At 70.9% G+C, this 18,954-nt stretch carries 15 protein-coding genes; 12 read left to right on the top strand and 3 right to left on the bottom strand.

The features are described from left to right. The first annotated feature begins 283 nt into the window (after positions 1-283). Positions 284-409, top strand: coding sequence for a hypothetical protein (locus ACU616_RS16460; RefSeq protein WP_446759515.1), 126 nt, complete (start codon positions 284-286; stop codon positions 407-409). 53 nt (positions 410-462) lie between these two features. On the opposite strand, the gene ACU616_RS16455 is transcribed toward ACU616_RS16460, so the two are convergent. The 3 genes from ACU616_RS16455 to ACU616_RS16445 all read right to left on the bottom strand — a co-directional run bounded on the left by ACU616_RS16455 (position 463) and on the right by ACU616_RS16445 (position 2,168). Next, positions 463-741, bottom strand: a complete 279-nt coding sequence (locus tag ACU616_RS16455; protein WP_446759514.1) for a hypothetical protein — start codon at positions 739-741, stop codon at positions 463-465. Between the two features lie 598 nt (positions 742-1,339). Further along, entirely contained in the window at positions 1,340-1,630 is a 291-nt protein-coding gene (locus tag ACU616_RS16450) for an SDR family NAD(P)-dependent oxidoreductase (RefSeq protein ID WP_446759513.1), read from the bottom strand. A gap of 382 nt (positions 1,631-2,012) precedes the next feature. Beyond that, a complete protein-coding gene (locus ACU616_RS16445) occupies positions 2,013-2,168 on the bottom strand; it encodes a hypothetical protein (protein WP_446759512.1) in 156 nt (51 codons plus the stop codon). Between the two features lie 786 nt (positions 2,169-2,954). Here ACU616_RS16445 and ACU616_RS16440 point away from each other — a divergent pair. The 11 genes from ACU616_RS16440 to ACU616_RS16390 all read left to right on the top strand — a co-directional run bounded on the left by ACU616_RS16440 (position 2,955) and on the right by ACU616_RS16390 (position 18,878). Next, the gene (locus ACU616_RS16440) at positions 2,955-5,252 is read left to right on the top strand and encodes a phage tail sheath family protein (RefSeq protein ID WP_446759511.1); all 2,298 of its coding nucleotides are present in this window, start codon (positions 2,955-2,957) and stop codon (positions 5,250-5,252) included. 13 nt (positions 5,253-5,265) lie between these two features. Continuing rightward, entirely contained in the window at positions 5,266-5,811 is a 546-nt protein-coding gene (locus ACU616_RS16435) for a phage tail protein (RefSeq protein ID WP_446759510.1), read from the top strand. Between the two features lie 49 nt (positions 5,812-5,860). Continuing rightward, positions 5,861-6,712: a T4 family baseplate hub assembly chaperone gene (locus ACU616_RS16430; RefSeq protein ID WP_446759509.1), complete on the top strand. Its 852-nt coding sequence runs from the start codon at positions 5,861-5,863 to the stop codon at positions 6,710-6,712. A 1,005-nt stretch (positions 6,713-7,717) separates the two neighbouring features. Continuing rightward, a complete protein-coding gene (locus ACU616_RS16425; RefSeq protein WP_446759508.1) occupies positions 7,718-9,643 on the top strand; it encodes a Pvc16 family protein in 1,926 nt (641 codons plus the stop codon). Continuing rightward, positions 9,640-11,745 carry an ATP-binding protein gene (locus ACU616_RS16420; RefSeq protein ID WP_446759507.1) on the top strand — a complete coding sequence of 702 codons (2,106 nt, stop codon included), beginning with the start codon at positions 9,640-9,642 and terminating at the stop codon, positions 11,743-11,745. Before ACU616_RS16425 ends, ACU616_RS16420 begins: the two co-directional genes overlap by 4 nt. Then, positions 11,742-12,005, top strand: coding sequence for a hypothetical protein (locus ACU616_RS16415; RefSeq protein ID WP_446759506.1), 264 nt, complete (start codon positions 11,742-11,744; stop codon positions 12,003-12,005). The genes ACU616_RS16420 and ACU616_RS16415 overlap by 4 nt, the downstream gene beginning before the upstream one ends. Beyond that, entirely contained in the window at positions 11,998-15,579 is a 3,582-nt protein-coding gene (locus ACU616_RS16410; RefSeq protein ID WP_446759505.1) for an eCIS core domain-containing protein, read from the top strand. The genes ACU616_RS16415 and ACU616_RS16410 overlap by 8 nt, the downstream gene beginning before the upstream one ends. Before the next feature lie 436 nt (positions 15,580-16,015). Next, positions 16,016-16,702, top strand: a complete 687-nt coding sequence (locus ACU616_RS16405) for a hypothetical protein (protein ID WP_446759504.1) — start codon at positions 16,016-16,018, stop codon at positions 16,700-16,702. A gap of 15 nt (positions 16,703-16,717) precedes the next feature. Then, the gene (locus ACU616_RS16400) at positions 16,718-16,996 is read left to right on the top strand and encodes a hypothetical protein (RefSeq protein ID WP_446759503.1); all 279 of its coding nucleotides are present in this window, start codon (positions 16,718-16,720) and stop codon (positions 16,994-16,996) included. A 1-nt stretch (position 16,997) separates the two neighbouring features. Next, a complete protein-coding gene (locus tag ACU616_RS16395) occupies positions 16,998-18,131 on the top strand; it encodes a phage late control D family protein (protein WP_446759502.1) in 1,134 nt (377 codons plus the stop codon). Positions 18,132-18,161: 30 nt separating this feature from the next. After that, positions 18,162-18,878 carry a phage baseplate assembly protein V gene (locus ACU616_RS16390; protein WP_446759501.1) on the top strand — a complete coding sequence of 239 codons (717 nt, stop codon included), beginning with the start codon at positions 18,162-18,164 and terminating at the stop codon, positions 18,876-18,878. Positions 18,879-18,954 lie beyond the last annotated feature (76 nt).

Genomic DNA, 18,954 nt, shown 5'->3' with positions numbered 1-18,954 from the left:
GGCACCAGATGCTGCGCGCTGCGGTGACAGCTGTCGCGGCCGTCACGGCCGGCCTGCTGACCAGATCGATGGCGCAGGCCGTCAGAATTCCCGAGGACGCAACCGTCGGCCTTCCCCTGGGTCCTCGGGCGGGTGACCCCGGTGGAGCGATTCGGCATGATCTGCCGGTCCGAGGGGCGCGACCCCGCGGGTGGAGGACGACTGGAGGTCCCTGCTGGCCGACCTACCGCTCGAGCACCGTCTGAAGGCGCTCGTGGTGTACGAGCTGGCGAGGGATCGAGCGATGGGACAGCCGCCGGAGACGGCGGCAGCGACCCTGCGGGCCGCGGCCACCGCTGAGGGGCTCGATCCCGAGCTGGACTGGATCCCGGCGGCCGCGGCCCAGATCAGCACCGGGACGGGTCCGTGACCATGCGGTGCGGCTGACCGCTGCTCCGGCCGAGCGCGATCCGGGATCGGCGCTCAGGCTGCTGCGAGGCATGCCCACACGTGCTTGCGGCCCTCGTCGACCATCCAGCCGTGCGTGCGGCACAACCGCGCCACGAGGTGCAGGCCCAGGCCCCCGTGGGCCGGATCGCGGTCGACGGCTGGCACCGGAGGGCGTTCGACCGCGGCATCGGTGACGTCGACGAGCCAACCGCCGGTGGCGACCACGACGCAGGCGGTCACCGGCGACCGCCCGTGCCGCAGGCCGTCGGAGCTCAGCTCCTCATAGACCAGGAGCAGCTCGTCGACATCCACCGGCGCACGGTCGGCGCGCGGGCCGACGCCTTGCATGATCTCCAGGCGGCCATCCTGACCCGGCAACTCCCGCCTCAGCCTTCGACGACCTGACAGGACCTCAGAGCGGATGGCGGTGGGCTCCCAGACTGCTGGCAGGACACTGTCCGGTCCCGCATGGTCTTGAGCGGCTACACACCTTCCAGTCAATCGCTGACGTGACCCACTCCGACGCTGTGTCGCCAACGCAGCAGTCCACGGTAGAGGCACTGCAGGCAGCAGTGTCCGGACGAAGTGGCACACACCTCTGGCCCGAGGTCGCCGGCTCAGCGGGTCGATCCCGCGCCTCGATCCGTGACCCCACGACCCCCAGCCGTGGGCCGCGGGTTTGCGACCATCCCCCAAGGTCCATCGGCGCAGGTCAACCCGTATGCGGAACGACGGCGAACGGTGACGGACCAGCCCGAACGGGGTGCAATGGTGGTCAAAATGGTGGTCAAGATTCGCCGTCGCGACCAGCACGGATGCGGCCCTCCCCTGCCGATAGGCCGTGGCTGAGCGTGACGACGTCTTCGAGGGTTATGCCATTTGGGCGGCCTCACGCCGAGCGCTTCAGGCGTCATGAGTAGCAGCCGCTGGGTCGTCGATCAGGGGCTGATCGGGCAGAGGCTGGATCGCTGACCAGATCGAGGTGGCCGAAGCGTTCCTCGACCTGCTTGGTGGCGTCGCGGACGGCGGCCGGGTCGGTGACGTCCACGGTGACCGCATGCGCGTCGCAGCCGCAGGCGCGTAGCGCCGCAGCAACCTCCTCGCCGCTTTCGGCGTCCCTGGCGCCGATCGGAACCGTCATGTCCAGTGCTCCGAGTTGCTCAGCGCCGCCGCGGCCAATCCCCTTGTCCGCTCCGGTCACCAGGCGACGGTTTGGTGCGTGTTCTGCTCGTTCACGGCGGCTTCTACGGTAGGAGGGGAATTCGTCTTCGACCATTGGGACAAGACGGCCCGACCACCTGTGACATGCGAGCGGCAGGTAGGCGGGAGAACGAACGGTCGCGGCGTCACCTGCATCGCCCGGGGCATGGGTGCCGAGTCCGACGGGCGGGTGGCCGGCAGGGGTCGGGCTGAGCACACGGTCCCGCGACAGGCCTGACAGCAGTCACGAGGTTTGCTGTGGGGACCTCAGCGCATCACGCCAGCGAGCCACTGCACGCACTCCGTGTGCAGCTGGTGACGTCCGAGGCCAGGGAGGACTCATTGCAGCGCGGGTGCTGCGCCTGGCCACCTTCGGCGTCGGGTCACCACTCGGTGATGGGCGGCGTGTCCGGTTCCTGCTGCCGCCAGACCTCGGTGAGGCAAGCGAGGCGGGTGGGGGCGGCAATGCCGCGCACGGTCGCGATCTTGCCGTCGGTGATGTCGAACCCCACGGCGCAGACCACTTGGTCGTCGAGCACGAGGAGAATGGCGGGGCGCCGTTGAGGAGCGCGTAGTGGACGGCAGGCGTGCCACCGGCAAGTCGTCGCTTGGCGGCCGTGGGCCTGAAGCCGGCTCGTGCGACGGCGGCGACGCGCTGCCGAGTGTCGTACTGCAGCAGCGTCTCGGTCAGACTAGCGCCGTCGGCGCTTCCGGTCGGCGGCCTGCCAGTGCAGGAACGCATCCTGCACGGCATCTTCGGCGTCGGCAGCGGAGTCAACAGCCGGTACGCCTGCGAGGCCAGCCGGTTCCGGCCGGCCTCGATCCGACTGGTGTCGAAGCTCCTGCAGGTCAGGAGCCTGGGGTGTCTTGCTGTAGTGATCTTTAAGGTCTTCGTGATCTCCACGCGTCGAGTCATCCCTCGAGCAACGTCGCAAAGCGGTCCGCAAACGACCTTCCTTGACCGCGACCACGACCGGGATCGGTGCGTCGCCCCGCGGCCGCATCACCTACGGCGACTGCCAGAGGAGCATGCCAGCCGGACTTCCGGTCGTCTTCCGAGTACATCCAGCACCGGCTCGACAGGGGCGCGCCGGCAGCGCCGGCTGGCAAGGGTGCTCGGGACAAGCAGGGGCGCCGAGTGGTCGGTCGGCCGGACGCCGTGACGCGTCGGTGACGCTCCCGTGACGGCTCGCTGGTTGCATCTCCTCCCTGGCGCCGGAACACGGCGAACGCCGGCGAGCGGGCGGTCCACGCTACGCCGAGGGCCCCGATGCCGGGACGAGTCCGCGGTCGCTCGACCGGGGGCACTGCTCCGAGGAGGACAGATGCCGGTCGCGCCGACATACCCGGGTGTGTATATCGAGGAGATCCCGAGTGGTGTGCACACCATCACGGGTGTTGCTACCGCGATCACAGCATTCGTCGGCTACACCCGGCGCGGAGCCGTGAACGTGGCGACCCACCTCTTCAGCTTCGCCGACTTCGAGCGGGCCCTCGGCGGAGTCACGGTCGACAGCCCCTTGAGCCACTGCGTCAAGCACTTCTTCCAGAACGGGGGGACTGAGGCCTACGTCGTCCGGGTGGCGAAGGGAGCCGACGCGGCCTCGGTGACCCTGAAGAACGACCCGGGTACCGGGTCGGCCGTACTGGGCATCACCGCGGCGTCCGAGGGAGCCTGGGGGAACAACCTGCGGATCGACGTCGACTACGACACCGCAGACCCGGAAGCCCTCTTCAACCTCCGAGTCGATGAACTGATCGACCGGAACGGCGAGCTGGTCGTCGGCCGGAGCGAGGTGCTCCGCAACCTGAGCATGGACAGCGCGCACCCCGCCTACGTCCTCGACGTGATCGGCTCCGTGTCGACCCTCGTCGAGGCGACACGTCCGACGATCACCTTCTCCGCCGGCACGAGCACCAGTGGCGTTCTGGCCCTCACCGATCTCACCCCACCGCTGGCCCCGGGCTACCGGTTGGCCTACACGCTCAACGGCCGTGGTCCGTTCGAGGTACGGATCGCCGCACCCACGCCGCCCGGGACAGACCTGACCAGTGCGCTCGCCGCCATCGCGAGCGATGTCCAGGCGGCGATCACCGCAATCAGCCCGCCGGGGATCACCGGTCGCACGATCGGTGGCAACCGGCTGCAGTTCACCGCCGTGACCGATGCCGAGCACCCGGCCGAGCACTCATCGATCCGCTTCCTCGATGCGAGCGCGGCGAGCGCCACGGCCACGCTGAAACTCGGCACGGCGCACGGCGGGAGCGAGGTGGACGCCGCGGCAGCCGCCCGGCCGGCCCGGACGGGCACGGTGGGCGTCGGGACGCTGCCCACCACGCCGGACGGTGACCTCACCGTCGAGGTCTTCCGCGGCCAGACCTCCGTCAAGTCGGGCATCACCGTGCGGGTGTGGGGCACCGGCACGTCCACGTCGACGCCCACCTCCCTCTCGGCACTGGCGTCGCAGCTCGCCGCCGCCCTCGTCGGGGCGGCCGGCACCGAACCGCTGTTGGCGGGGACCACGGTGCAGCTCAGCGGGAGCACCCTGCGGATCGTTCCCGACCGGGCGGATCCCAACGTCTCGTTCGCCTTCACGGGCGCGACCGCCTCGACGCTCGGCTTGAGCGCCCCCGGCACCCGGAACGTCGCTGCCTACGCGCCCGGCGTGGGCGTCGACGCGCTCGCCCAGACCGCTGGCCTCGTCGGGAAGGACGGCACGCCACCGGGATCCGGCGAGTTGACCGGGAGCGAGTCGGGCAAGTCCGGGATATATGCGCTCGAGGACGTCGACCTGTTCAACATGCTGGTGATGCCGGACGCGACGGCGACGGCCGGAATGCCCGGCGTCCTCACCGAGGCGATCGCCTACTGCCAGCGCCGACGCGCGTTCATGCTCATCGACCTGCCCGAGACCGTCACGACCTTCGAAGCCGCGCAGGTGTGGATGGACACGCAGGCCTCTCCGATGCGCAGCCGCAACGCGGCGCTCTCGTTCCCCCGCCTGCGCATGCCCGACCCACTCAAGCCGAACGTGGTGAGCACCTATCCCGCTGCGGGGGCCCTCGCCGGGCTGTACGCGCGGACCGACGCCGAGCGGGGCGTGTGGAAGGCGCCGGCAGGCACGGCCGCGAAGATCGTCGGCGCAACGGGCCTCCAGTACAAGCTCACCGACGGGGAGAACGGGAAGCTCAACCAGCTGGCTCTCAACTGCCTTCGCACCTTCCCGGTCCACGGCACTGTGAGCTGGGGAGCCCGTACCGGCCGCGGGGCCGACACGCTGGCCGACGAGTACAAGTACGTCCCGGTCCGGAGGCTCGCGCTGTTCCTCGAGGAGAGCCTCTACCGAGGGACGCAATGGGTCGTCTTCGAACCGAACGACGAGCCGTTGTGGGCGCAGATCCGGCTCAACCTCGGGGCGTTCATGCACACCCTCTTCGCGCAGGGCGCCTTCCAGGGGCGGACACCTCAAGAGGCGTACTTCGTCAAGTGTGACAAGGAGACGACGACTCGGAACGACATCGACCTCGGGCGGGTCAACATCGTGGTCGGTTTTGCCCCGCTCAAGCCAGCGGAGTTCGTGATCATCCAGTTCCAGCAGATCGCGGGCGCGATCCAGTCCTGAGGGGCGTTGAGCGATGGCCAAGTTCACTGTCAACCCCGCGCGGTTCGATCCGTACAAGAACTTCAAGTTCCGGGTCAGTTTCGGCACCGGATACATCGCCGGCGTGAGCAAGGTCAGTGCCCTCAAGCGCACGACCGAGATGGTCGAACACCGCGAGGGAGGCGATCCGTCCAGCAGCCACAAGTCACCCGGACGGACCAAGTACGAGGCGATCACGATGGAGCGGGGTGTCACGCACGACCCGGAGTTCGAGCTCTGGGCCAACAAGGTCTGGCACTTCGGCAACGCCCAGGCCGTGGCCGAGCAACGCACGCAGGAGGTGTCGCTCAAGGACTTCCGGCGGAACCTGACGATCGACGTGTTCAACGAGGCGGGCCAGAAGGTCATCTCCTATCAGGTCTTCCGCGCGTGGGTCAGCGAGTTCACCGCCCAGGCCGACCTGGACGCGAATGCCAACGCCATCCTGATCCAGTCGATCAAGATCGAGCACGAGGGCTGGCAGCGCGACCCGAGCGTCACCGAGCCCACCGAGCCGCTCTTCGACGGCGCGGTCGTGTGACGTGGCCGCGGTCGCCCCGGACGCGGCGCCACGAACGGTCCTCGCCACCGTGCCTGGTGGGATCTGGGGCGACGGACCCGAACCGGTCCGCTCCGTTCATCTGAGGGCGGTCGGCAGCGAGGACCACGCCTTCCTGCTCGACACCGCAGGTGTCTGCGCCGCCGGCCAGCGGGGGACGGCGCTGCTGGCCCGCTGCATCCAAGAGGACGACGCCGGCACGCTGGCCCGTTCCCTGACGGTGGGCGATCGCGAGGCGCTCCTGCTGCAGTTGCGCCGGATCACGCTCGGGGACGCCTTCGAGTGTGTGCTCCGGTGCCCGGGGTCGGCGTGCGGCGAGCCGATGGAGCTGCAGCTGGCGATCTCCCGCCTCCTCGTCCCCCCCTACCCGGAGGTTCGGCGCGAGTACCGGCTGCTCCGCGAGGTCGACGGGGTGTGCGAGGTCGTCCGGTTCAGGTTGCCGACGGCGTGCGATCTGGATGCGGTCGGCTTCCTCGCCGCCGTCGACGCCGACCTGGCCGCCGCGCAGATCCTGCGGGCCTGCGTCACCGAGGCTCGGCGTGACGGGCGGACGGTCCCGGTCGAGGTGCTCGGCCCAGGAGCGGCGGCGAAGATCGCAGCAGACATGGCGGAGCGCGATCCCCAGGCAGAGCTGCAGTTCGACGGTGTCTGCCCCGTCTGCGGCCACGCATTCGAGTTCCTGTTCGACACGGGGTCCTTCCTGCTCGAGGAGCTCGACGCCCGCACGACACAGCTCCTGTACGACGTCCACGTCCTCGCGCTGAACTACCACTGGACCGAGCAGGACATCCTCGCCATGTCCCCCGGCCGCCGTGAGCGGTACCTCGGCTTGCTGGCCGGCGGCAACCCCGACCTCCGCGCCCAGGTCAGGACCGCGACGTGACCGACTACCTCGTCAACCTCGCACGCCGCAGCGCGGGTCGTCCCCTGGCCCATCCGCGGACGAGGGGACACGCGATCCCCCCGGCCGCCGCCGAGAGGCCCGGACAGGCAGGTGCCGACCCCCTCCTGGCACCCGCCGCCGACGCCGCCGGCGAGGCCGTGGTGCCGCACGACCCGGGAAGCGCCACGCGCCCCCCGGTGCCGGTCGGGCCCGCCGCGCTACCGGAGGTGCGCACGCCGGCAGGTGGGGCGGGCGCGGCCGCAGTCCCGCGACCTCCGGGCCCGGCCTTGGTCCCGCCGGCTCCGGGCCCGGCCGCGGTCGCACGTCGACCGGCCGCGCCCGCTGCCGGGGCACTTCCCGCACCGGCGGCGGCCGCGCCGGCCGCACCCGGGACCCCCGCGAGGGGGGCGCCACGACCGCGACCCGACGACCCCCCAGTCGGCGCGGACCGGCCGGGCACGCCCGGGCCGGCGGTCCGTGAGCCGGCGCCCCGCAGGTCCTCACCGGATGCAGCGCGGCCTGCACGGGCGACCGTGGTGGGCCCGGTGCCCCGGCCGCTCAATCCCGTGCACGCTCGCCGGTCACACGACCACGACCACGGGCCCGGCGCCCGGAATGACGCCGACGCCCCAGCTGAGGTACCGGCCGCGCCCGATGTGCCGGCCGCGGCCGGGCCCGAGCCCCACCGGACGGCCCCGTGGACCGCCGAGCGCACGGACGTGCCCGCGGACGGGAGACCAGGGCCGGCGGAGCCGGCGACCGGAGCGGTGCCGGCGGTTCCCCGGCCTTCCCTACCGACGCCACCGGTCATTTACGCCGACCCGGCGCCCGAACGGCGGATCTCCGTCCGGATCGGCACGATCGAGATCCATGCAGCTGCGGCCCCAGCGGCCGACCCCTTTCCCGCCGCACCCCCACCCGCGCCATCGGTCCCACCCCGCGGTGGGGGCTTCGAGGAGTTCACCGCACTCCGCACCTACGCACCATCACCCTGGTGAGGGCACCGTGAGCGACTTCCGGGCCATCGGCGGGGTGAGCGCCACGCTCCAACAGCTGCTGGTCGACCGCATGGACCGGCCCGACGGGCTCTCGTCGGTCCCGGTGACCATCGCTCCGCCACCGTTCTCGGCCAAGGACACCGACCAGCACAAGGAGGATCCCCGGATCAACCTGTTCCTGTACCGGGTGAGCGAGAACGGCTGGCTGCAGAACCAGGAGATCCCCGGACGCGGCGGCTCCGGTGGCTACGGTCACCCGCCCCTCAGTCTGGACCTTCACTACCTCGTGACCGCCTACGGCAACACGGAGACCCCGACGTCGAACGGGTCATCGCTGTTCGACGACACGACGGCGCACTTCCTGCTCGGCAGCGCGATGCGCGTGCTCCACGACGTCCCCGTGGTGACCGACGACCTCGTGTCGGTCAGGCCCCCGAGCGGCTGTCCGGTACTGCACGAGAGTCTCCGCGACGGCTACGAGCGGGTGCGCCTGAGCCTGGAGCCGCTGACGCTGGAGGACGTCACCAAGGTCTGGACGGCCCTCGCCCTGCGGTACCGGCTCTCCGCCGCCTACGTGGTGAACGTGGTCCAGATCGAGAGCCGCCGGCAGCGCACGTTCCCGCGTCCGGTGGGCCGGCCGGCCAGCGCGACGGCCGCACCGCAGCCCACGGATGCGCCGGCACCGGGACCGTGGCTCCACGTACTGAGGATCCAGGCTCCCACCATCGGCGAGGTCCGGGTCCGGCGCCGGTCCGAGACGGTCGAGCAGCCGTTTCCCTACGCCGGCGTCGGGGACACGCTGGTGCTCGGGGGGAACTCGTTGTCCGGCCCGGTCACGTCCGTGGCGTTCGGCGATCTCACCGTGTCCGCGACATCCGCACGCCCGGACCGGGTCGAGGTGGTACTCCCCGACGCGGAGCAGCTGCAACCGGGCGTCCACACCGTGAGGGTCACCGTCCGGGATCCTCAGGTGCCGCAGAGCTCGTTCTCCTCCGGCCATGCCGCGTTCGTCCTGGTGCCTACCGTCGATCCCGCAGGACTCGCCGTCACCGCCGGTCCACCGCGCACGCTGCACATCGCGGGCACGCGACTGATCAGTCCCGCCCCGGGCGGGGAGACCGTCATCGGCCGCAGTGCCGTGCAACGCGCGGACTACTTGCAGGAGAGCAGCACGGCGATCGTCGTGCCGATCCCGACGACGCTGCCGGCCCGCGGCGTCCCCGTGGTCATCGGTGGACCCATCCCCGAATCGGTCCCGATCGGGACGGCGTCCCACACCCTCACGGTCGACATCGGGGGCACCGTCCGGACGGCCACGGCCACGCTGCTGCCGGCCGAGCTGCCCCGACGGTCCGTCCCCGCGGTCCTGGCCGGCCTCATCCGGGACGCCGAGCCCACCGACCCGCGGTTCACCGGCGTCCGGGTCGATCTGTGGGAGGACCGGCTGGTGGTCGTGCCCGGCGATCTCACGTCGCCGATCACCCTCTCGTCACCTGGCGGAGCCTCCTTCGCCGACGACCTCGGCCTCACCGCGTCCCCACCGGCGGGCGCGGGCGACGCGGCGGCCTCCGGTGCCCACAGCACACCGCCGGTCCTGTCGTCACCGGCCCCGCGCCTCCAGGTGACGATCGGCCCGCATCCTCCCGTGGTAGTCCCCGTCGCCACCGGCATGTCGCTGGAGGCCCTCGCAGCCGACCTCCGGTCGACGATCAAGCGTGCCTCGTCCCTGCCCGCCTACGCCGACACGCAGGTCGGCGTCAGCGGGGCTCAGCTCCTCCTCGTCCCCGGTGTCGCGGGTCCCGTGTCCTTCGACGCCGTGCCGGGGGACGACACGTCGGTGGCCGAGCTGCTGCTGCACGCGCGGTTCGCCGTCCGCGTGCGGGTCAACGGTGCGGAGAGCACCGACCGCGCCGACGTGGAGCTACCGGGATGACGACGCAGGCGGCCTGGCGGACGCGGAACGCGGCGTGGCTGACGACGAGCCTGCGGCGTCTGCGGCTCCGGCTGCTCCGACACGCCGTCACCCAGCGCGACGCCGCCCAGAGCAGCCCGGTTGCCGACTGGCTCGTCGCCGGGGACCCTCCCGATCCACCGTCCGCCGGTGGCGGCACGGCCGCCGGCCGGTCCACGGCCGCAGCCCTCGACGAGCGGATCGGGGCGCTCGGGCAACAGCTCTCGGAGATCGAGGCAGCGATGGAGCAGGAGTCCTCGGGTGCCGCCCTCCCGGTGCTCGGTGAGCTCGCCGGACTGTCGCGGTTCGAGGAGGAGCTGCTGCTCCTGGCCGCCGCTCCCGCCCTCGACGCCGCCTTCGCGGCCGCCTTCGCCGAGCTGCACGACGACGTCCGGCGGGAGTCCGCCACGCTCCAGCTGGCGCTCAGGCTGTTCGCCGCTCCCGAGGACAGGATCGTCGCACCTGACTGTCTCGTGCCAGCCCGGCCGCTCCGCCGACTCCGCCTGGTCGACGTGCGCGACGCCCACGAGCCGCTCCTGCTCCGGGAGCTCTCCGTCGATGACCGGATGAGCGACTACCTCCGGGGGCTGAACCGGCCGGACAGCCGGCTGGAGGCCTTCCTCAACGTCGTCCCCGATGCATCTCCCAGCGCGACGACCAACCGCGCCGCTGCCGCGATCGTCGCGCTAGTGGAGCGAGAGGCCGGGACCTGGCCGACGGTCAACGTGATCGGTGCCGCAGATGCGGGAGGCATGGATGCCGTCCACCTGGCGTCCGCCCGGCTGGGGCTGCGCCCACGGCGGCTGGAGGTCGAGCGGTTCGCGGCGACCGACCCGACCGTGCGGGGGGAGGTCGTCTCCCTCCTTGGTCGGGAGGCCCTGCTGGCGAATGTCGCCCTGGTCGTGGACGGGGCCCACCACCAGCAGTCCTCCGAGGTGGCGGGGGTGATCGACGAGCTCGTCCGCACCCTCGCGGCGCCGCTGTTCCTCCTGAGCGCCGACCGCTGGCGGTCGGCCGGACCGGGGATGGACGTGGTGCGCGTCGCCAGGCCCGACCGCGGCGAGCAGCGCTCCCTGTGGCGCAGCGCGCTGGCCGGGCACCCCCACTCGGTCAACGGCGAGGTGGACGCGATCGTGCAGCAGTTCGACCTCGGTGCCGCCGCCATCGCAGAGGTCGTCGACCGGGCAGCGCGGGAGGCGGACCCGGAGATCACCGGGCCGGACCTGTGGAACGCCTGCCGGGACCAGTCGGCGAGCGAACTGGACGACCTGGCGCGGCGGATCGTGCCGTCGTTCTGCTGGGACGACATCGTCGTCGGTGACGACGTGCGGGCACAGCTGGAGGAGCTCGCCGGGCAGGTCCCGCACCGTGCCCAGGTCTACGACGGGTGGGGTTTTGGCGCCCAGCTCGCCCGGGGTCGCGGGATCACCGCGCTCTTCGCCGGGCCCAGCGGCACGGGCAAGACGATGGCCGCGGAGATCCTCGCCGGCGATCTCCGGCTCGACTTGCACCGGGTGGACCTGGCCGGGGTCGTCAGCAAGTACGTCGGCGAGACGGAGAAGAACCTCCGCCGGGTGTTCGACGCCGCGGAGCGCAGTGGCTCGATCCTGCTCTTCGACGAGGCCGATGCACTCTTCGGCACGCGGACGGATGTCCGCGACAGCCACGACCGGTACGCGAACCTGGAGATCAACTACCTGCTCCAGCGGATGGAGGACTACTCCGGGCTGGCCATCCTCGCGACCAACAGGCGTTCGGCCCTCGACGGGGCCTTCCTCCGCCGGCTGCGGTTCGTCGTCGAGTTCCCGTTCCCGGCAGCGACCGACCGGCGGCGGATCTGGGAGCGGGTCTTCCCGGCCGAAGCGGCGCTGGACGGGATCGACCCCAGCCAGCTGTCCCGGCTGGAGATCGCGGGAGGCAACATCCGGTCCATCGCGCTCAACGCCGCCTTCCTGGCCGCGACCGACGACGTCGCCATCGGGATGGATCACGTCATGCGGGCAGCGGCACGGGAATACGCGAAGCTCGCCAAGCCGATCAGCGCCGCCGAGTTCGGCCCCTGGCTCACGGTGGCCCGGTCATGACGGGCCGGCACTGGCAGGTCGACGTCGACCGGGTCGTCGTGAGCGGGGGGCCGGCGTCCGGACTGGAGGCGGAGGAGCTGCGGGCGCTGGTCGAGCAGGCCGTCGCCGCCGGCCTGGCCGAGGCTCCGCTGCCCCCGGGCCGTACCGCGCGCAGCGGCGTCCGCGTGCGGTCGGGACCCCTGAGCGGTTCACCGGCCGTCGCCGGAGCGGTGGCGGCCGGGATCGCCGCAGCGCTCGACGGGCAGGTGTCCGATGGGTGACCGGCTGACCCTCATCACACGCCCGTCCGGGACCCCGGCGGCCCGCTCGCGCGCGTGTACGGCGCCGCCGCGCGACCGGCGTGAGCACCGCGCACCGGCGCTCGACCGGACACCGGCCGGCCGTGTGCAGCCGCGGCTGCTCGTCGGGCCCGCCGACGACCCGTTCGAGCGGGAGGCCGAGCGGACTGCCGACGCCGTGACCTTCGGGAGCCGGGCCCCGGCGTCGTCGGTGTTCGCCGCCCAGCCGGTGGCCGGGGGGCTGCTGCGTGCGGCTCAGCGAGCGATCGGCAAGGGCGAGCCTCCGACGAAGGAGGACGACGAGCGGGACGAGAAGGCACGGAGGACGCCGTCGGGCACCACCGGCCCGCATGTCGCGCCGGCCGGCATCGAGGCGGGCATCGCGAGCCTGAGCCACGGCGGCACCCAGCTGGCCCCGGGTGTGCGCTCGCTCTTCGAGCCGCGGTTCGGCTTCGACTTCTCCGAAGTCCGGGTCCACGTCGGCCCCGAGGCGGCGGGGGCCGCGCGCGGGCTCGGAGCGCGGGCCTTCACCGTCGGCGACCACGTCTTCTTCGGCGCCGGGGAGTACCAGCCGCAGACCCCCGCCGGCCAGCACCTCATCGCCCACGAGCTGACCCACACGATCCAGCAGAAGTCCGGCGCCGCCCGGGCGGCCCGCCTGCTCACGGCACCGCGCCGGGTGCAGCGGCTCTTCGAGGACACCAAGGCCGCCATCAGCGGCCAGATCCACGACTTCCTCGTGGAGGACTTCCCGCCCTGGCACCTCATCACGCTGATCATCGGCTACGACCCGATCCGGGACGTGCCGGTCACAGGGACCACCCGGGACTGGATCCGCGCCGCGCTGGAGCTGGTGCCCGACGGCCCGGCCCTGTTCGACAAGCTCGACAAGGAAGGGCAGCTCGACGCGGTCGCGAAGTGGTGGGACCTGGAGGTCGCCACGCTCGACCTGACCCACAAGGGCCTGACCGCCCTGGTCGACCGCGCGTGGGACGCAGTCGGCGTGAGCGACGTCCTCGACCCGCTCGCGGCGTGGAACGAGAAGCTCAAGCCGATCTTCGCGCCGGTGGTCGCCCGGGTCTGGACCTTCGTCGGAGCGGTGGGCGTCAAGGTCCTCCACGTCCTCAAGGACCTCGTTCTCAGGGAAGTCGGGGCGTGGGCGAAGAAGCAGAAGGGCTATCCGCTCCTCACGATGGTCCTGGGCCGGGACCCGGTCACCGGGGAAGAGGTCAGGCCGACGCTCAAAGGCATCATCTTCGCCGTCCTCGACCTCGTCGACGGCGGCGACAAGATCAAGGAGAACCTGGAGAAGTCGAAGGCCGTTGAGAAGGCGGCCACCTGGTTCACGGGCGAGGTCAAGAAGCTCCAGCTGACGTGGGAGGGCATCCGGCTGCTCTTCACGCAGGCCTGGGACGCGTTTAGGGTCGCCGACCTGCTCGCACCTGCACTGCTGCTGGAGAAGATGTGGGCCGTCTTCGGCCCGACCGTCCTCCGGCTGCTCACGTTCCTGGTCGCCGTCGGCAGGAAGGTCCTCGAGTTCGTCTTCGAGGGCGCCATGCTCATCGCCGGCCCGATCGGTCTGCAGATCGTCGGCATCGTCCGCAAGATCGGCGCCACCTTCGCCAGGATCGTCGAGGATCCCGTGGCCTTCGTCGGCCATCTCGTCGCCGCCGTCAAGAAGGGTGTCCAGCAGTTCGCCAGGAACATCGGGGAACACCTCAAGACCGGTCTGGTCAACTGGCTGGTCGGCACGCTGGAGGGCGCTGGGCTGGTCCTGCCCAGGGTCTGGGACCTCAGGGGCATCCTCGACCTGGTCCTCCAGGTCCTCGATGTCACCTACGCCAAGCTCCGGGTCAAGCTCGTGAAGGTGCTCGGGGAGAAGACCGTCTCGATGCTGGAGGCCGCGTTCGCGTACCTCAAGACGCTGGTCACCGAAGGACCCGCGGCCGCGTGGAAGGAGATCGTCGCGGCGATCGACTCGCTCTGGGACATGGTGATCGGCGGCATCAGGGACTGGGCCGTCACCAGGATCGTCACAGCCGCGGTCACGAAGCTGATCACGATGTTCAACCCCGCCGGGGCGGTCATCCAGGCCATCATCGCGACCTACGACACGGTGGCCTTCTTCATCGAGCGCGCGAAGCAGATCGCCGCCTTCGTCGCGGCGGTCGTGGACTCGATCGCGAACATCGCGCAGGGCAAGACCGCGCAGGCTGCCAACTGGGTGGAACAGGCCATGGCCCGGACGATCCCGGTGATCCTGGGCTTCCTGGCGCGGTTCATCGGCCTCGGCGACGTGAGCGGGGCGGTCAAGAAGGTCATCACCGGGATCCAGGACAAGATGGACAAGGGCATCGACGCCGCCATCGCCTGGATCGTGGCCCAAGCCAAATCGCTCGTCGGTTCGGTGAAGGGCGCGGCCGGAACGCTCCTCGAGTGGTGGCGGGCCAGGGCGAGGTTCAGGACGACAGACGGCGAACAACACGACTTGGTGTTCCAGGGCGAGGAGAAGAACGCCGATCTCGTCGTACGCACGTCGCCACGAACAATGGCCGTCTTCTTCGCGGAGTGGGCAGCCGGCGCCAAGGCCACCAAGGACCCCGCCAAGAAGGAGGCCCAAAAGCAGGCCCTGGCGGACGCTAGGACGCAGTACGGAATTGTCAAGGGCTTGCAGGATCAGCTCGCCGTCAAGCCCACGAAGGGCGTCATCGACCCGACTCGCCAGACGAAGGCCGACTCCCTCTCGACAGAGCTGCAACGACTGGGCGAGCTCCTGGCCAAACACGACCTCGGACCCACCACGCCTTTCCCGCCGGCACTCTTCCCGCCGTTCGTGGCCGGGGTGTTGGCGCCCAGCTTCAAGTCGAAGTTCCTGACGAAACAGGTTCTCGACACGGGCACTCCCACGAAGGACAGCGTGTCGCAGCGCCCGAAGTCCTGGGACGTGGTCGTCGCCGCAGGGCTGAGCAAGGGTTCCAAGTGGGTTCGCATGCACCTCCTGACCGCGGCCCTCGGCGGCCAGGCCGTCGATTCCAACCTCGTTCCCGCCTTGGGTGTGGAGACGAACCAGGTGTTCGACAGGAAGATCGAGAACGAGGCGTACAAGGCGTTGGCCGGCACAGGACCTGAGCCAGAGGTGATGCTGTGGTACGACGTGAAGGTCAGGTTCCACGCCCCGAGCGCCACGCACGGCATCGGGTTCCCCTCGTACATCTCCATGGAATGGGGTGGCTACGAGGAGAAGAGCGGCGCATGGGCGGAGAAACCGCCGTCCGCGAAGCGAACGTACACGCAGTCCCCAGGTCTGCCTGACCTGAGCGGCTCCCTCGCCCCAGCGAAGATCAACTTCGCTGGCCGCGGAGAGCTCAGTCGCGTCTTCGGCATCACCGTGCTCCCTGCGCGCCGCATCACGGAGATCCGCAGCAAAGACGGACCCTTCGCGGATGCAGACGACTTCCTCAAGCGCGTCGCGGAGGACTACAACGATGCGCTCGCGAAGAACATCACATCAACGGCGAGGGATCCCGCCCTCGTCAGTTACTCACTGGTGCCGTGAGGCCGGGATGACGAGTTCCGGCTCACCGTCCGATGACTGCACCGCTCGCCTCGAAGACGTGGTCCTCGAGCCGGGTGACGCCTCCAGCGTGCGGATCGCCGGCTCCCGTCCCGTGGACCTGCCGCGGCAGGAGCCGCCGGATCGAGCCGCGCCGGAGCTACCGGGACCCGGTGTCAGGGAGAGCCCAAAGCCACTGTGTGCCTCGCTGCACGGCCCGCGGGCAGTGGACGACCAACCCGACCGGCGCAGGGGCGCCTCCGCGGCCGTCCGAGTGGTCGATGGCCGGCTGCAACCAGACGTCTCGCTCCGCGAATCCAGGCGCGGGGCACATGGTCCGGACCTTGATCACCGCCCTCCTCAGAATTCAGCCCTTCTCGAGGACCGACTCACGCCGAGCACGGCGAGCCGACCGACGTCCAGAGAATCGGAGTGACGGATGCCTGCCGAATCGCCGCTGCGCCCCAACGTCCAGAAGGGCGCGCTCGCCGTCTACCCGACGCACACACCCGGATCACAGCCGAGCTCGGTCATCGTCTTCCAGTTCAACCCGGAGGCGATGAAGCGCACTCTGGCCCACCGGGCCGCCCCGGCCCCGGCCGCCGGCGCGTCTGGAGCGGCCAAGGAGGACGTCCTGCGGGTCGCCGGGCCGCCGCTGGAGACGATCAACCTGACCGTCGACCTGCACGCCGCCGACCAGCTGGCCGAGCCGGAGCAGAACGCGGCCGTGGCCGAACACGGCCTGCACCCGGCGCTGGCCACGCTCGAACTGCTCATGTACCCGCCCACGCTGAACGCCCTGGCCATCGAACAGCAGGCGGCCGCGGGGCAGGTCCAGGTCAACCCGGCCGACCTGCCCCTGATCCTCCTCGTCTGGGGCGCGTCGCGAGTGGTCCCGGTGAAGCTGACCAGCTTCGCGGTGTCGGAGGAGGCGTTCGACACCCGGCTCAACCCCATCGCCGCCAAGGTCGAACTCGGCATGCAGGTGCTGACCTACATGGAGTTCAGCGACTCGAGCATCGGCCGCGACGCCTTCATCACCTACCAGAAGACGAAGGAGGGCCTGGCGCTGCAGAGGCGTCCCGGCTCGCAACTCACCGGCATCCGCAACCTCATCCCGCACTGACCTCGGGAGTGGACAGTGTTCTTCAAGGGCAGTCGCTACGAGAAGGTCCCCACCCAGACGTTCACCGACGCCTCCGGTCGGGAGATCGCGTATAAGGCAACCCGCTTCATCCCGGCCACGCCCGCGCTCGTGGGGCACCAGGTGCTCGCCGGTGAGCGCCTCGACCACGTCGCCTGGTCGCACTACCGCGACCCGGAACGGTTCTGGCGGATCTGCGACGCGAACGGGGCGATGTGGCCGGAGGATCTGCTCGAGGAGGGCGCCGTCATCCGGATCCCGCCCGTGGCGGACTGACGTGGCCGCCACCAGCTACTCCCTGACGATCGACCGGGTCCCGGCTCCGGCCGAGGTCCTGGACGCGATCAAGCAGATCGAGGTCGAGGACCACGTCTCCATGGCGGACATGATGCGGATACGCCTCGCCGTCGCGGTCAGGGAGGACGGCGGCGGCTGGACGGTCCTCGACGACGCGCTGTTCACCCGACTCGCCAACCTGCGACTCACCGTGACCGTCGGCACGGGCGCCGCGCTGCCCCTGCTCGACGCCTATGTGGTGGACGTGGACACGACCTTCTCCAGCCGGCCCGGCGGCTCGGAGATGGTGGTCACCGCGATGGACCCGACGGTCCTCATGCACCTGGACGAGAAGGTCAGGCCCTGGCCGAACATGACGGATTCCGATGTCGCGGAGGCCATCTTCTCCGATGCCACGTACCAGCTCACCCCCGTCGTCGAGTCGACCGGGTGGTCCCGTCAGGAGAACGACCACACCCTGATCCAGCGCGGCTCGGACATCCAGTTCCTCCAGCAGCTCGCCGACCGCAACGGGTACGAGTGCTACGTCGAGCTGAACCCGAGCGGTCAGGTCGAGGGCCACTTCCACCCGCCCCGCCCGGACGCAACACCGCAGGGGACCCTGACCGTGAACATGGGCGCCGCCACCAACGTCGACCGGTTCCGGGCCCGGTACGACATGCTCGGCCCAGCGGTGGCCCTAGCTGCGACGATCGATCCCGACGACGCCACGGCGCAGTCCGGCGACGCCGCCGAGCCGACCCAGGCCGGCAGCATGGGCGACGCGCCGGCAACCCCCGCCGCCCGCCCGCGCACGGTCCTGCTGAGCCAGCTGGGCATGGCGCAGGCCGGTGAGGTGCAGCGGTACGCGCAGTCCGTCGTCGACCGCTCGAGCTGGGCGATCGTGGCCGAGGGTGAGCTCAAGACGGTCGCCTTCGCGCGCGTGCTGCGCGCCAAGCAGCCGGTGATGGTCCGCGGCGTGGGCCAGGAGTTCAGTGGCCGCTACTACGTCGAGCGGGTCCTCCACACCATCGACGGCGAGGGGAGCTGGACCCAGCGGTTCAGGCTGCGCCGCAACGCCACCGGCCTGACCCGCCGGGAGAGCTTCAGGAGCGACGATGCCGTCGTGTCGTGACAGGAGGCCCGCTGTGACCGGAGGCCCCTCGTGACGTCCCCCGGCGCCGCCCCAGGCGTCTCCGCTCCCCCGCCTCGGGAGGTCCGGCGCTACTACGGCAAGTACCGGGGCACGGTGACCGACAACCAGGACCCACGCGGCCAGGGGCGGGTCAGGGCGCGGGTCCCCGAGGTGCTGGCCGACGTCGACAGTGGCTGGGCCCTGCCGTGCGTCCCGTACGCCGGCGACGCGACGGGGACCTACGCGGTCCCCGCCGTCGGCGCGGGGGTGTGGCTCGAATTCGAGGCCGGGGACGTGTCACGCCCGATCTGGGTCGGCTGCTGGTGGGGTAGCGACAAGGTGCCGACCGACGAGGGCGGGTCGCGGGCGACACCCGACGTCAAGGTCACCCGCAGCGAGCAGGGCCTCCTCGTGGCTCTGCACGACGACAGCCGGACGATCGCGATCTCGGACTCCGACGGTGCCAACCTGCTCAGGATTGAGGTCCAGGGTGGAACCGTCACGGTGAAGGGCTCCACCAAGGTGGTCGTCGAGGCCCCGCAGGTCGAGCTGGTCTCGGGCGGCAGCCATCCCGGCGTGTTCGGCGACAAGCTCACGACGTACCTGAACCAGCTCGTCCAGGGCCTCAACACGCACATGCACCCCGGGCAGACGGCGGGGCCGTTCCCGGTCACTCCTGCTCCCCCGGTGGCCCCCGCCGTGCCACCGACGCCCGACCTGCTGTCGATGAAGGTGAAGCTGGGATGAGGGCGGACGGGGAGCTGCGGGCCGGCGTGCTGGACGCCGGCGGGACGCCGGTCGAGCACCGGGTCCAGGGTCACGA

It is taken from the genome of Geodermatophilus sp. URMC 62 (assembly GCF_052931475.1).
The sequence above is the reverse complement of the archived record's forward strand: the minus strand, read 5'-3'. Positions and strand labels throughout refer to the sequence as shown.